The sequence below is a fragment of the Klebsiella sp. C360 genome (genome assembly GCF_048822415.1).
GTDB lineage: Bacteria > Pseudomonadota > Gammaproteobacteria > Enterobacterales > Enterobacteriaceae > Klebsiella > Klebsiella quasipneumoniae.
This window is the reverse complement of sequence record NZ_JBMEZZ010000004.1, coordinates 337,691-351,068: the sequence shown is the minus strand read 5'-3', so window position 1 is coordinate 351,068 and position 13,378 is coordinate 337,691. Positions and strand designations below refer to the sequence as shown.

The following is a 13,378-nucleotide window of genomic DNA, read 5'->3' as shown; positions in this document are numbered from 1 at the left end:
AGAGCGCAGAGACACGAACCAGGATAGCCCGGTCTGGTAAGCGCCGCCGGGGAACACCTGCAACAAAGCCAAGATAATTAACACAACAACAAGACAGAAAAGGAAAATAGTATGCACGATCGGCGTCTCGCCGCCCGCGCGGGTGAACTCAAGCCCTCCGCCGTCCGCGAACTTCTCAAGCACAGTAAACTGCCGGGCGTGATCTCGCTTGGCGGCGGCATTCCGGCCCCGGAACTGTTTGATACCGAAGGCCTGGAGCTGGCGGTGCAGAAGGTGATGAGCGAGCGTTTTCATGACGCATTTCAGTACGGTCTGACCGAGGGCTACCCGCCGCTGCGTCAGGCGGTGAGTGAAATCTGCCACGCCCGTGGCGTGACCTGTTCAGCCGCTCAGGTCTATATTACCTCCGGCTCCCAGCAATCGCTGGATATCGTTGCCCGTACGCTGCTCGATCCAGGCGATACTATCGTCGTTGAGCGACCCACCTATCTGGCGGCGCTGCAGGTGTTTCAGCTGGCGCAGGCCAATATCCTCAGCGTCGATACCGATGATGACGGGATGCTGGTGGAGCAACTGGCCGACCTGCTGGAGACCACCCGCGTCAAAGCCGTCTACCTGGTGCCGACGTTCGGCAACCCCGGCGGTAAAACGCTGAGCGAGGCGCGTCGTCGCCGGCTGGTCGAGCTGGCGAAAAAATATGACTTCGTCATTCTGGAAGACGATCCCTACGGTGAAATTAGCTTTACTGACGCCGTGCGACGTCCGCTCTATCAGCACGCCGTTGAGCTGGGCTGTGAAGATCAGGTGGTTTACACCTCGACGTTTTCAAAGATCCTCGCGCCGGGGATGCGTATCGGCTGGATCGTCATGCCGGACTGGCTGGCGCAGCAGACGGTGATCGTTAAGCAGGCGGCGGATCTGCATACCAATATGCTGTCGCAGGTGATCACCGCGGAATATCTCAGCCTGAACCGGCTGCAAAATCAGATTGCGTTGATTCGCGAAGACTATCGCAAGAAGTGCGTGGCGCTGGCCGACGCGCTGGAGAGTCGCCTTGGCGAGCATCTGGAATTCAGCCGCCCACAGGGTGGGATGTTCCTGTGGGCGCGTTTCCGCTATCCGTTCGATACCATGGCATGGATGAAGAAAACGCTGGAAAACGGCGTTGTGTACGTCCCGGGGGAAGCGTTCTATCACGATAATCCGGATACCCGTACCCTGCGCCTTTCCTACTCCACGGTGTCGGAAGCGGGGCTGCTGACCGCCGTTGAGCGGCTGGCGGCCTCCCTGTAACGACCCTGCTGTGCGCCGCTAAGCGGCGGCGCACCCTCTTCGCCTCAGTAGCGAGAGGGGGTGACGCTAGCGTTCAGCGCAGGGGTCACTCCGTATCGGCGATGCGATCATCCAGCCAGACCAACATCAGCGCTGCGAGAAAAGCCACCGCAAAGGTACCAATAAACAACCACATAGATGTCCCTCACGGGTTAATTATTTTGCTGATTTTACCGGAGAGCGATCGTTTCGGTCGGAGATGGAGATTTTTGTCCCAGCCGAATGGCTGGCGAGAGAGAAAAAGTCATCGGCATCAATATCGAAGTTAAGAATAATTTCCCTGTATTCCCCACCGTTAATTAACGCTTTGGCTTCTTTAACACTACTGGCAATAATGACAGGCATCAGTTTTATCTCATTTTGAAAACTGAGAAGCAAAATAAGAGTTAGTTCGTACCAGATCAACTACTTTTTATCGTATGCGACCGCAGAAAAAAACGACATCCCGTGGCCCGGCGATAGAGGAGGATTTTGTGACAGCGATCGGCTCATCAACAGCGGGATCTTATCGGACGCTGGGACGGGCTGCTGTTTCGCCAGCCCGCCGGGATTATTCACCCTGCTGTTTTGCCCGTAATATCTCGCCGCAGCGCTGCCGGTCCTGACGCAGCGTCTGCTGTTCCTGCGGGCTGAGCTGATGCCAGGTGTCCAGCATCCGCTGCCCCAGCGCCGGCAGGTAATGCGCTTTATGCAGCGCGTAGTCAGAATTCCCCCCCTCGACGATGTTTTGCATATCGTCGAGGAACTGGCGGCTGTCGTCATGATCGATCACGCAAAATACCGCCCGGTAGTAAGCTTCGTCTTCCTCGGTGTAATGCGGGGTGAACCACCAGACCAGCAGCGCGGTAAGCGCCAGCAGCGGGATAATAAAGGGTAATTTTTTCAACATCAGTTTTTCGGCCGGAGACAATCAGCCGTCAGTGTACCTGCAACGACGTCAGGATGTAAGCGCCGGCCCCGGCGGGCCGGCACGGGCTAGTAGCCGACCGGGTAGATGCGGCCGGTCTGCACCCCTTCAATGCTGCGGCGATAGGCCTGCGCCACGGCGGCGGCGGGGACGCTGGCAAAGCCCGGGAAAAAGTCGCCGTAGGCCGCCAGCGACTCGCTGAGCACGGTGGGACTGATGAGATTAATGCGGATCCCGCGCGGTAGTTCGCAGGCGGCGGCGCGCACAAAGCCTTCCAGACCGGCGTTAACCGTCGTGGCATTGACGCCCTGAGCAATCGGCTCCTGCGCGACAATGCCGCTGACCAGAGTAATCGACCCGCCGTCGCGCAGGAAATGCTGGCCTATCAGCGCCAGGCGAATTTGCCCCAGCAGCTTGTCCTGCAGACCGAGGTTGAACTGGCTATCGGTCATGGTGCTTAACGGCCCAAAGTGCAGATTGCCGGTGGTGGAGACGATGGCGTCTACTTCGCCGGTCTGCGCAAACAGCGCCTCGACGCTCCCCTGGGAGGTAATATCCACCTGATAATCCCCCCGGGTGCGGCCGACGCGGATAACGTCATGTCTCTGGCCCAGTTCTTCGCTGACCGCGCGACCAATGGTGCCGCTGGCACCGATAACGATAATTTTCATGGCTAACTCCTGGTGAGGTGAAAGCCTATTCTTTAATAAAACGGATATCGGATAAACTGGCTAAAAGTTAGAACATTACTAACCAGAGGTTAGCAATATGGATAAGCTGCGAGGGATGGAGACGTTTATTGCCGTGGTGGAGTGCGGCAGCTTTACCGGGGCGGCGTCGCGCCTGGGGCTGTCGGCGGTAATGGTCGGGAAATACATCGCCCAGCTGGAAACCCAGCTGGCGACGCGTCTGCTGGAGCGTAACACCCGACGCCAGAGCCTCACCGACGCAGGGCGGGTCTATTTTGACGAAGCGAAACGGGTGATGGAGCAGGTCTCCATCGCCGAAAGCGCCGTTGAGCGGCTGCGGCTGGCGCCCGCCGGCACCCTGCGGGTGAGCGCGCCCACCTCGTTCGGCGCCAGCGTGATCGCTCCCCTGACCGCCACCTTTCTGCAGGCCTGGCCAGCGATTCGGGTTGAACTGGATCTGACCAACCGGATGGTCGATCTGGTGGATGAAGGTTTCGATCTGGCGATCCGCATTGGCGAGATCCATCAGGAGGATCTGGTGGCCCGCTATCTGGCGCCCTATCGGATGGTGATCTGCGCCGCGCCGGCTTATCTGGCGCGTTACGGAACGCCAGGGACGCCGGAAGATCTCGCCGATCATCTCTGCCTGTCCCATACGGTCTGGACCGCGCGCAACGAGTGGCGGCTGCCGGGCATGGAGGGGGAAGTGCGCTGGAAGCGCGATGCGGTTTTGCGCTGCAACGATGGCTATGCGCTGCGCCAGGCGGCGATCGCCGGGGCCGGGCTGCTGATGCAGCCGGAGGTGCTGCTGGCCGATGCGCTGGCCAGCGGCAGCCTGATGCGGGTGCTGGAGGCGTGGACCCCACAGCCGAGGCCCGTGCATCTGCTCTGGCGTCAGGATCGCCGGCCCCTGCCGAAGCTGACGCAGTTTATCGCCCACCTTCAGCAGGGAATGGCCGACGCGCTGGCGACGACCCGCGCGTCGGAATAATTACTCCTCCCGTAGCGCCTGCTGCCAGTCGGCAATCAGATCGTGAGGATCTTCGATCCCGACCGACAGGCGGATCAGCTGCGGCGTGATGCCGTTCGCCAGGCGCTTCTCCAGCGGGATCGAGGCGTGGGTCATGCTGAAGGGCTGGCTCACCAGGCTCTCCACGCCGCCCAGACTCTCCGCAAGGGTGAACCAGCGCAACTTGCTGATGATGCGTTCGGCGTAACCGTCATCGCCCTTCACCACGACGGAAATCATGCCGCCGGGCAGGGCCATCTGCTGGCGCGCCAGCTGATGGTGCGGGTGCGAGGCCAGCCAGGGGAACCAGACTCGCTCCACCTCCGGCTGCTGTTCCAGCCATTCGGCGAGCTGCAGCGCGTTCGCGCTGTGGCGCTCCATCCGCAGCGCCAGGGTACGGATGCCGCGTAGCGTCAGGAAGCTGCTGAACGGGTCGAGTACACCGCCTACCGCATTCTGCAGGTAGCCAAGCTTTTCCGCGAGCTCAGCGTTATCGCCAACCACCGCCAGGCCGGCGACGACATCGGAATGGCCGTTGAGGTACTTGGTCGCGGAGTGGACCACCATATCAAACCCATGCTCCAGCGGGCGATGGATCGCCGGCGAGGCGAAAGTGTTATCGGCGACGCTGATCAGGTTATGGCGGCGCGCGATGGCGGCGATGGCGCTGAGATCCGCCAGCTTCAGCAGCGGGTTAGTGGGCGTCTCCACCCAGATCATGCGCGTATCGGGGCGGATCGCCGCTTCAATCCCCGCCAGGTCGTCGGGTTTCACCCAGCTCACCTGCAGACCAGCGCTACGGCGGCGAACGTTTTCCAGCAGGCGGTAAGTGCCGCCATACACATCATCGACCGCCACCAGGTGACTGTCCTTATCCAGCAGCTCCAGCACGGTGGAGATGGCGGCCAGCCCGGAGGCGAACGCGTAGCCGCGCGTGCCGTTTTCCAGGTCGGCGATCGCCGTCTCCAGCGCGTGGCGTGTAGGGTTCCCGCTACGGGAATATTCATAGCCGGTATGCTGCCCCGGCGCAGGCTGAGCAAAAGTGGAGGTGGCGTAAATCGGCGGCATCACTGCGCCGTGGCTGTCGGTGAAGGTTCCGCTATGTACGCTCAGGGTGTGGATGGATGACATAAAAAATTCCTTATTGTGCGACTCGGTTACGCCAGGCGGTCAGTACATCGCTGCGGGTGACCAGGCCAAGAAAACGCGCGTTGTCAGCGATCACCGCCACCAGACCGCGATCGAGAATGGCCTGCAGTTCGCTCTCTGGCGCACGCTTATCGAGAGTTTCAACATGGCGGCTCATCGCTTCACTGACCGGCAGAGAGAAGCGTTGGCGATCGCCCTTTACGTGGCGGATCAAATCCCACTCATCGACGATGCCGACCACGCGGCCATCCTCCAGCACCGGCAGCTGGGAGATGTCATACAGCCGCATGCGGGTAAATACTGCGGCCAGGGTGTCGTCCGGCGCGGCCGTGACGGTGGCGCCTTCGTCATGGCGCAGGGCGATAAAATCACTGAGATCGCCCTGTTCGGGGCGGGCGATCAGCCCCTGCTGGCGCATCCAGTCGTCGTTGAACATTTTTGACAGGTATTTATTGCCGCTGTCGCAGGCGAAGGTCACCACCCGCTTCGGACGGCTTTGCGCCCGGCAGTAGCGCAGCGCGGCGCTGAGCAGGGTGCCGGTGGAGGAGCCGGCCAGTACCCCCTCGACCTGCAGCAGCTGGCGCGCGGTGTGGAACGCTTCGCGGTCGCTGACGCGATAGGCGGTATGCACCCCTTCCAGCCTGGCCAGCGGCGGGATGAAATCTTCTCCAATCCCTTCGACCAGCCAGGATCCCGTTTCGCCGTAGCGTCCGGTATCAACCTGATCGGCAAGGATCGAGCCCGCCGGATCGGCGAGGATAAATTCCGTTTTCGGCGAATGTTCTGCAAACCAGGCCTGAAGCCCGCCCAGCGTGCCGCCGGAGCCAACGCCGACGACGATGGCGTCTATGTCGCCCTCCAGCTGCTGGAAAAGTTCCGGCGCGGTGGAGGTAGCGTGCGCCAGCGGATTAGCGTCGTTGTTAAACTGGTCGATGTAAAAAGCCCCCGGCGTTTCATCGGCAAGGCGGCGGGCATAATCCTGGTAATAGGCCGGGTGGCCTTTATTGACGTCGGAGCGGGTGAGCAGCACCGTCGCGCCCAGCGCCCGCAGGTGAAAGATTTTCTCGCGGCTCATTTTGTCCGGTACCACCAGGATCAGGCGGTAATTTTTCTGCGCCGCAATCAGCGCCAGGCCGAGGCCGGTATTGCCGGCGGTGGCTTCGATAATTGTCCCGCCGGGCGCCAGTTTGCCCTGGCGCTCGGCTTCGTTAATCATCGACAGCGCAACCCGATCTTTAATTGAGCCGCCCGGGTTCTGATTTTCCAGTTTTAAAAACAGACTGCAGGGGCCGGTATCCAGTTTGTGCAACTGGAGCAGGGGAGTATGACCGATCAGGTCGCTCACGGAATGAAACAGTGACATAACCATTTACCCACTCGTTTAAGATATTTTTGCATGGTAGGTCTGTGAAATCGGTTATTTAAAGAATATTTCTCTGTCATTTAGCGCAAAATGGAATATAAGATGCTGTTCAGCCATCCGGAGGGAAAGCAGGGTAGCCGCCTGGGCGGATCGATTGCCAGAAAAGGGCGTTTTTAGTCGCTTTTGGCGACAAAAAGGCGATTTTAATCAGCGTGTTATCTGATATCTGGCAATGTATTTGCGAAAAGATTCTATGGGGAACAGGCCTGCGCTTGCCGTTAAGTGGCAGCGGGCTGGCCAGGAGAAAAACGCAGCAGGGAAATCACGGCTTAACGGAGTTCGATGAAGAGTCCGGATGCAGAAAAGCAAAAACCCAGCCATAGGCTGGGTTCTTTAAATAGTGGTGCCCGGACTCGGACTAACGCCGCAGGCGTTGAACAGCGCGCGTGTCGCGCTGGCCCCGAAGGGGTGAGCCGCTGTGCGGCGAATAATCGAACGGAGTTCGATGAAGAGTCCGGATGCAGAAAAGCAAAAACCCAGCCATAGGCTGGGTTCTTTAAATAGTGGTGCCCGGACTCGGAATCGAACCAAGGACACGGGGATTTTCAATCCCCTGCTCTACCGACTGAGCTATCCGGGCAACGGGGCGCATTAAACCGTAATCGCCGCGCCTCGTCAACGAAATTTATCTGTTTTGCAGCAGACTGAACAATCTATCACCACATTGCGCTAAAAGCACGCGTCTTCAGGCAAAAAACAGCGTCCAGGCCGCTGAAATCGGCATCGCCAGCACCAGCGCAGGCAGCATATTCACCACGGCAAACATTTTTATTCCGCAGATGCGCAGCCCTGTGGCCACCAGCAGCATACCGCCGACGGCGCTGAAATCCGCCAGCATCATCGGCGTGGTGAGCGGCATAATGATCGCCGCGCAGGCCGCGAGGGTCAGCTGGATAAGCAGCATCGGCACGCTGATGGCGGCGACGGCAATGCCCAGGGTGCAGGCGAAAATGGTGGCGGTGAAAAAATCAAGAAACGCTTTGGCAATCAGAATGCTGGCGTCGCCGGTCATCCCTTCGCGCATGGCGCCGAAGACGCCGGTGCCGCTGGCGCAGAACAGGACGATAATCGCCACATAGCTCTGAATATAGGAGTCATGCGCCGAGGCCTTTTTCTTACCCTTCGATGACAGCAACTGCTGAAGCTGACTGACCAGCGTATTTATGCCTTTTTCCATATTGCATATTTCGCCGAGCAGCGTTCCCACCAGGGTCGACAGCACCATCACCGGCAGATTGGCGCATTTAATCACCAGTAAAATACCGATGCCTAATGACGCCAGGCCAAAAATTGAGGTCATGGATGTGCGGATCCGTTCCGGCAACCGCTGGCTGAGTAAGGCGCCTAACACGCCGCCGACCAGCACCGCGCTGGCATTAATAAAAGGTCCTGTAACCACGCTGACTCCTGTTAAATATCCCTGATAACCGATTGATTATGACGTTAACCCGCCGTGAAAGCTTGTGCATCCGTGATATAAGTGCATACGGTTTTCATCTTGCGCCTGCCAGGGAAAGGTGCCATGATTGCGCGAATTTTCTCCTCCCTGATATGAGGCCGCCGATGACGACACTGCCATTACCTCGCCAGCGACGCCGCGCACAGATGCGTGGGCTGCCTCATCTTGCTACGCTTACCCCTTCGTTCACCATGCGGTGAAGGACACGTATGCTCACTGTAGGGCAACAGTAAGATCGGACGCGTCTGCTTTTACTGATGTCCGGCGGTCGGAGCTGAATCCGTCAGACCCGGACACATCGTTGGGCAAGGTTTCCCTTGTCTGAGATTTTTACACTCCCGATACGGGCATTTGCGCTTATGAAATCCATGCACATTGCCGCCAGCTGCGAGCTGGTCACCCGCTTGTCCACCCACCGTCGCGTTGTGGCGCTGGACAGTACCGATTTTACCGATGTGGCGGCAGTCGTCATCACCGCGGCGGACAGTCGCAGCGGTATTCTTGCCCTCCTCAGGCGTAGCGGATTTAACCTGCCGGTCTACCTGCTGAGCGAGACGGCGGTCGATAAGCCGGAGGGGGTACAGGCGGTGATCGCCGGTAAAGATCAGGAGTGGCTCGAGCTGGAAGCGGCGGCCTGCGATTATGAAGCGCGTCTGCTGCCGCCGTTTTTCAATACGCTGACCCAGTACGTCGAAATGGATAACAGCACCTTTGCCTGTCCGGGACACCAGCACGGGGCCTTTTTCAAAAAGCATCCCGCAGGCCGTCAGTTCTATGACTTTTTTGGCGAAAACGTCTTTCGCGCCGATATGTGTAACGCCGATGTAAAATTAGGCGATCTGCTGATCCACGAAGGGTCGGCCAAGCATGCGCAGAAGTTCGCCGCGAAGGTCTTTAATGCGGATAAAACCTACTTCGTCCTTAACGGCACCTCGGCGGCCAACAAAGTTGTGACCAACGCGCTGTTGACCCGCGGCGATCTGGTGCTGTTCGATCGCAATAACCACAAGTCAAACCATCACGGGGCGCTGATTCAGGCGGGGGCGACGCCTGTCTATCTTGAAGCCGCGCGCAATCCGTTCGGCTTTATCGGCGGCATTGACGAGCGTTGCTTTGATGAGCGCTACCTGCGGGATCTCATCCGCGAAGCGGCGCCAGAGAAAGCCACGGCCGCTCGCCCGTTTCGCCTGGCGGTGATCCAGCTCGGGACCTATGACGGCACGGTCTATAACGCCCGCCAGGTGGTCGATAAAATCGGCCACCTCTGCGATTACATCCTGTTCGACTCGGCGTGGGTGGGCTATGAGCAGTTTATCCCGATGATGGCCGACTGTTCGCCGCTGCTGCTGGAGCTGACGCCGGACGATCCGGGCATTTTTGTCACCCAGTCCGTACACAAGCAGCAGGCCGGTTTCTCGCAGACGTCGCAGATCCATAAAAAGGATAACCATCTGCGCGGCCAGGCGCGCTTCTGTCCGCACAAGCGGCTGAATAACGCCTTTATGCTGCATGCCTCCACCAGCCCGTTTTATCCGCTGTTCGCCGCGCTGGACGTCAACGCCAAAATTCACGAAGGCGAGAGCGGCCGCCGCCTGTGGGCCGAATGCGTGGCGCTGGGCATCGAGGCGCGCAAAGCGATCATCGCCAACTGTAAGATGATTCAGCCCTTTATTCCGCCGATGGTGGCGGGGCGCCCGTGGCAGGATCACCCGACCGAAGCGATCGCCCGGGAGCGTCGTTTCTTCAGCTTCGAACCGGGCGCGCGCTGGCATGGTTTCGAGGGCTATGCCGACGACCAGTATTTTGTCGACCCGTGCAAGCTGTTGTTGACCACCCCTGGCATCGACGCGGAGAGCGGGGAGTACAGTGAGTTCGGCATCCCGGCGACCATTCTGGCGCATTACCTGCGGGAAAACGGCATCGTGCCGGAGAAGTGCGATCTCAACTCGATTCTGTTCCTGCTGACGCCGGCGGAAAGCGCCGAAAAAATGGCGCAGCTGGTGGCGATGCTGGGGCAGTTTGAACAGCATATTGAAGCGGATACGCCGCTGGCCGATGTGTTGCCGACCATCTACAACAAATATCCGGTGCGCTATCGCGACTATACCCTGCGCGAGTTGTGCCAGGAAATGCACGATCTGTACGTCAGCTTTGACGTGAAGAGCCTGCAAAAAGAGATGTTCCGTAAACGGAGCTTCCCGCGGGTGGTGATGAATCCCCAGGATGCCAACCGCGAATTTATCCGCGGCGACGTGGAGCTGGTGCGTCTGAGCGAGGCGGAGGGCCGCGTCGCGGCGGAAGGGGCGCTGCCGTATCCGCCGGGGGTATTATGCGTGGTGCCCGGTGAGGTCTGGGGGAGCGCTGTGCTGCGCTATTTCCTCGCGCTGGAGGAGGGGGTCAATATGCTGCCGGGCTTCTCGCCGGAGCTGCAGGGAGTCTATAGCGAGACGGATCCGGACGGCATTAAGCGGCTGTATGGCTACGTGTTGAAGGGATAAAAAAACGCCCCGCCGAACAGGCGGGGCGTTTTACTTTTGCCGATCACGCGCTCTGCTGCGCGGCGGTCGGCTGTCTGACGTGTTTGTATTTGAACAGCGCCACGAAGGCAAAAGCCAGCGCCAGCGAATAGCCGGCGAAAATCAGCCACACGCTCTGCCAGTTAGTGATCCCTTCGACGGTAAAGTGCTCCACCACTTTGCCGCTCACCATGCCACCGAGAATACAGCCGAAGCCGTTGGTCATCATCAAGAACATCCCCTGGGCGCTGGCGCGGATTTCCGGGCGCACCTCTTTCTCAACGAACACTGAACCGGAGATGTTGAAGAAGTCGAAGGCGCAACCGTAGACGATCATCGACAGTACCAGCAGCACGGTGCCGAACGGCGTCGGGTCGCCAAAGGCGAACAGGCCGAAGCGCAGCATCCACGCCACGATACTCATCAGCATGACGTTCTTAATGCCGTAGCGGCTGAGGAAGAACGGGATGGTCAGGATAAACAGGGTCTCGGAGATCTGCGAGATCGACATCAGCACCGAGGCGTGTTCGACGATAAAGCTGCCGGCAAACAGCGGATCTTTATCGAAGCTGTGCAGGAAGGTATTACCGAACATGTTGGTGATTTGCAGCTCGGCGCCGAGCATCATTGAGAAGATAAAGAAGATGGCCATGCGCTTGTTTTTAAACAGCGCGAAAGCGTTAAGCCCCAGCATCTCCGTCCAGCTTTGATTACGCTGGGCGTTAGCCACCGGGATCGTCGGCAGCGTCAGGGTGAACAGCGCCAGCAATACCGACAGCGTCGCACCGATGTACAACTGCATATGGCTCAGCTCAAAGCCGGAGAAGCTGACGCCCCACATGGCGAAGATAAAGCCGATAGTGCCCCAGATACGGATCGGCGGAAAATCGGTAACGATATCCAGCCCCGCCGACTGCAGGCGATAGTAAGAGATGGTGTTAATCAGCCCCAGCGTCGGCATATAGGCCAGCGAGTTGAGGAGGATCACGAGGAACATTTCGCCCGGCGTGGTGACCTGCGCCGCCAGATACAGCGTCAGCGCACCCACCAGGTGACAAACGGCATACACCCATTTGGCGCTAATCCACTTGTCGGCGACGATGCCGAGCAGCGTCGGCATCAGCACCGCGGCGATACCGAGCGAGCTATAAACCGCGCCGATTGCTGCGCCGTCAAACTTCAGGGTGACAAACATGTATGAGCCAAGCGTGGTAAGCCAGCTCCCCCAAAGACAGAACTGCAGGAACGACAGTATTTTGAGCTGCAGCTTAAGATTCATGTAGTTATCCTCACGAATATGGGCTTGTTATGTTTTTAAAATAACATTAAACCCGTTATTTTGATGCGATTCTATCATTCGCCAACCGAAGGCTTCTGTTAACTGCCGCAGAAAACCGAAAGATATTGCACCGTATGGCGCAGAAAAAACGCGGCCTCAGCGCGGGGCTGAGGCCGGTGTCAGGAGGGGGGTTATTTACGGCGGTAGCTTTTCTGCGCCGTGTTAACTTTATACAGATAGCGGCGCGATTCCGCCGAAGGATGACGGGTAGTCAGGGTCTGGTAGACGTCCCCTGGCGCCATGCTGTTGATGATATTGGCCGCCTGGACTTTATCGCTGGAGAAGACCCGCAGCACGCTGCCGGCGCCGCCGTTATAGGCGGTGATCACCGCGTAGCGACGCGAGGTGGGGTTATCGATGCCGGCGAGGTAGACATTGTTCAGCATCGCCAGGTAGGCGGTACCGGTGTCAATGTTATTCGCCGGGTCGAACAGATAGCTGCGGCTTGGCAGGCCCGATTTACCCTGGGAACGGAAGACGTCTCTGCCGGCGCTGTGCTGGACCACCTGCATCAGCCCCATGGCGTCGGCATGGCTGACCGCATAAGGGTTAAAGGAGGATTCGGTCTGCATAATCGCGAGGATCAGCGACTCATCAACCCCATACTTACGCGAGGCCTGACGCACCATGCCGAGGTATTTATGCGCACGTTTGTCGAGGTGGTTCGGCACCAGGTTGATGGTGATGCTGTAGACCACGCGCAGGCCGTTGTTGCGGCTCTTCAGGCGGGTTTGCAGCAGATAGTCGGCAAAGCGCGCGGCGCGCCACTCCCAGCGAATCGATGCCCCGGTGTTATCCACCACCTGGCCATAGAGGAACGGCTCTTTGGAGATCTGAATGTCATCGACATCGGAATAGAGGTCGATGGAGTTGGGGTCATCGCCCATCAGCAGGGTTTTGACGATCGCCTGGCGCAGTCGTCCGCGCGGATCGGTGCCGGCGATGGTCTCGACGGTGATTGTCCCTTCATCGAAGTTGATGTGGCTGCGGGTTTGATACTGGTCGGTGTATTTGACGTAGTCCTTCGGCCCGGCGAGCAGGACTTCGTTGTACCCCCAAATGTTCTCGATGTTGTGGGCAAACTGGCCCATCAGGATATCAAAACCGTTGGTATCCTTGACCCAGGCCTCGTTGTATTCGGCGCCTTTTTTATTGGAGCTGGAACACGAAACGAGCAACGGCGCAATCAGCGCGAGCGCTAAGTATTTTTTCATCATTCCGGGCGTGCGTGTTGTGTTTGTTTTTAAAAGGCCGCAGGGCCCTTACTGTTTTTCCGGCGGCGTATAGCCTTCGATGTGCACGTCTTTCCCTTCAAACAGGAACTGCACCATCTCCTGCTCCAGCAGCTTGCGGTGCTCCGGGTTCATCATGCTGAGCTTTTTCTCGTTGATCAGCATGGTCTGCTTGTGCTGCCACTGCGCCCAGGCTTCTTTGGAGATTTCGTTGTAAATGCGCTTCCCGAGTTCGCCCGGATACAGCTGAAAATCCTGGCCGTCCGCTTCACGCTGCAGGAAGGTACAAAAAATGGTTCTGCTCATAATCAATCCTCTTTGAT

Annotated in this window: 12 protein-coding genes and 1 tRNA gene; 3 read left to right on the top strand and 10 right to left on the bottom strand. The window is 58.6% G+C overall.

What is annotated here, in order from left to right; translation table 11 throughout:
- The first annotated feature begins 111 nt into the window (after nt 1–111).
- The gene (locus ACOI7D_RS13620) at nt 112–1,293 is read left to right on the top strand and encodes a PLP-dependent aminotransferase family protein (protein ID WP_023291014.1); all 1,182 of its coding nucleotides are present in this window, start codon (nt 112–114) and stop codon (nt 1,291–1,293) included.
- Between the two features lie 195 nt (nt 1,294–1,488).
- On the opposite strand, the gene ACOI7D_RS13615 is transcribed toward ACOI7D_RS13620, so the two are convergent.
- From ACOI7D_RS13615 to ACOI7D_RS13605, 3 genes are all read right to left on the bottom strand, one after another.
- Complete coding sequence (locus ACOI7D_RS13615) at nt 1,489–1,677, bottom strand: hypothetical protein (protein WP_004205204.1); 189 nt, start codon at nt 1,675–1,677, stop codon at nt 1,489–1,491.
- A gap of 205 nt (nt 1,678–1,882) precedes the next feature.
- On the bottom strand, nt 1,883–2,221 hold the full coding sequence (locus ACOI7D_RS13610) for a hypothetical protein (RefSeq protein ID WP_023291012.1): 339 nt from the start codon (nt 2,219–2,221) through the stop codon (nt 1,883–1,885).
- Between the two features lie 86 nt (nt 2,222–2,307).
- A complete protein-coding gene (locus ACOI7D_RS13605) occupies nt 2,308–2,910 on the bottom strand; it encodes a short chain dehydrogenase (protein ID WP_032454058.1) in 603 nt (200 codons plus the stop codon).
- 97 nt (nt 2,911–3,007) lie between these two features.
- On the opposite strand from ACOI7D_RS13605, the gene ACOI7D_RS13600 reads away from it, so the two are divergent.
- Nucleotides 3,008–3,919 carry a LysR family transcriptional regulator gene (locus ACOI7D_RS13600; protein WP_109546940.1) on the top strand — a complete coding sequence of 304 codons (912 nt, stop codon included), beginning with the start codon at nt 3,008–3,010 and terminating at the stop codon, nt 3,917–3,919.
- Here ACOI7D_RS13600 and ACOI7D_RS13595 read toward each other — a convergent pair whose 3' ends face one another.
- The 4 genes from ACOI7D_RS13595 to ACOI7D_RS13580 form a co-directional block, all read right to left on the bottom strand.
- Nucleotides 3,920–5,068 (bottom strand): trans-sulfuration enzyme family protein, encoded by a 1,149-nt coding sequence (locus tag ACOI7D_RS13595; protein WP_109546941.1) that lies wholly within the window; start codon nt 5,066–5,068, stop codon nt 3,920–3,922. It abuts the gene before it with no gap.
- A gap of 10 nt (nt 5,069–5,078) precedes the next feature.
- Nucleotides 5,079–6,455 (bottom strand): pyridoxal-phosphate dependent enzyme, encoded by a 1,377-nt coding sequence (locus tag ACOI7D_RS13590; protein WP_072421878.1) that lies wholly within the window; start codon nt 6,453–6,455, stop codon nt 5,079–5,081.
- Nucleotides 6,456–7,013: 558 nt separating this feature from the next.
- Nucleotides 7,014–7,089 (bottom strand) — tRNA-Phe (locus tag ACOI7D_RS13585).
- Between the two features lie 105 nt (nt 7,090–7,194).
- Nucleotides 7,195–7,908 (bottom strand): DUF554 domain-containing protein, encoded by a 714-nt coding sequence (locus ACOI7D_RS13580; RefSeq protein ID WP_023291007.1) that lies wholly within the window; start codon nt 7,906–7,908, stop codon nt 7,195–7,197.
- Nucleotides 7,909–8,327: 419 nt separating this feature from the next.
- On the opposite strand from ACOI7D_RS13580, the gene ACOI7D_RS13575 reads away from it, so the two are divergent.
- The gene (locus ACOI7D_RS13575) at nt 8,328–10,466 is read left to right on the top strand and encodes an ornithine decarboxylase (protein WP_109546943.1); all 2,139 of its coding nucleotides are present in this window, start codon (nt 8,328–8,330) and stop codon (nt 10,464–10,466) included.
- Nucleotides 10,467–10,509: 43 nt separating this feature from the next.
- Here the strand turns inward: ACOI7D_RS13575 and ACOI7D_RS13570 are convergent, their stop codons facing one another.
- The 3 genes from ACOI7D_RS13570 to ACOI7D_RS13560 all read right to left on the bottom strand — a co-directional run bounded on the left by ACOI7D_RS13570 (nt 10,510) and on the right by ACOI7D_RS13560 (nt 13,361).
- Nucleotides 10,510–11,763, bottom strand: a complete 1,254-nt coding sequence (locus tag ACOI7D_RS13570) for a nucleoside permease (RefSeq protein WP_023291005.1) — start codon at nt 11,761–11,763, stop codon at nt 10,510–10,512.
- A gap of 191 nt (nt 11,764–11,954) precedes the next feature.
- A complete protein-coding gene (gene mltC, locus ACOI7D_RS13565) occupies nt 11,955–13,037 on the bottom strand; it encodes a membrane-bound lytic murein transglycosylase MltC (RefSeq protein ID WP_002916629.1) in 1,083 nt (360 codons plus the stop codon).
- Between the two features lie 48 nt (nt 13,038–13,085).
- Nucleotides 13,086–13,361, bottom strand: a complete 276-nt coding sequence (locus ACOI7D_RS13560; protein WP_004105744.1) for an oxidative damage protection protein — start codon at nt 13,359–13,361, stop codon at nt 13,086–13,088.
- Nucleotides 13,362–13,378: the final 17 nt, after the last annotated feature.

What these genes read in the sequence shown, in the direction of transcription:
- ACOI7D_RS13620 (WP_023291014.1), top strand. Translation starts at nt 112, where the DNA reads ATGCACGATCGGCGTCTCGCCGCCCGCGCGGGTGAACTCAAGCCCTCC.
- ACOI7D_RS13615 (WP_004205204.1), bottom strand. Translation starts at nt 1,677, where the DNA reads ATGCCTGTCATTATTGCCAGTAGTGTTAAAGAAGCCAAAGCGTTAATT.
- ACOI7D_RS13610 (WP_023291012.1), bottom strand. Translation starts at nt 2,221, where the DNA reads ATGTTGAAAAAATTACCCTTTATTATCCCGCTGCTGGCGCTTACCGCG.
- ACOI7D_RS13605 (WP_032454058.1), bottom strand. Translation starts at nt 2,910, where the DNA reads ATGAAAATTATCGTTATCGGTGCCAGCGGCACCATTGGTCGCGCGGTC.
- ACOI7D_RS13600 (WP_109546940.1), top strand. Translation starts at nt 3,008, where the DNA reads ATGGATAAGCTGCGAGGGATGGAGACGTTTATTGCCGTGGTGGAGTGC.
- ACOI7D_RS13595 (WP_109546941.1), bottom strand. Translation starts at nt 5,068, where the DNA reads ATGTCATCCATCCACACCCTGAGCGTACATAGCGGAACCTTCACCGAC.
- ACOI7D_RS13590 (WP_072421878.1), bottom strand. Translation starts at nt 6,455, where the DNA reads ATGGTTATGTCACTGTTTCATTCCGTGAGCGACCTGATCGGTCATACT.
- ACOI7D_RS13575 (WP_109546943.1), top strand. Translation starts at nt 8,328, where the DNA reads ATGAAATCCATGCACATTGCCGCCAGCTGCGAGCTGGTCACCCGCTTG.
- ACOI7D_RS13570 (WP_023291005.1), bottom strand. Translation starts at nt 11,763, where the DNA reads ATGAATCTTAAGCTGCAGCTCAAAATACTGTCGTTCCTGCAGTTCTGT.
- mltC (WP_002916629.1), bottom strand. Translation starts at nt 13,037, where the DNA reads ATGAAAAAATACTTAGCGCTCGCGCTGATTGCGCCGTTGCTCGTTTCG.
- ACOI7D_RS13560 (WP_004105744.1), bottom strand. Translation starts at nt 13,361, where the DNA reads ATGAGCAGAACCATTTTTTGTACCTTCCTGCAGCGTGAAGCGGACGGC.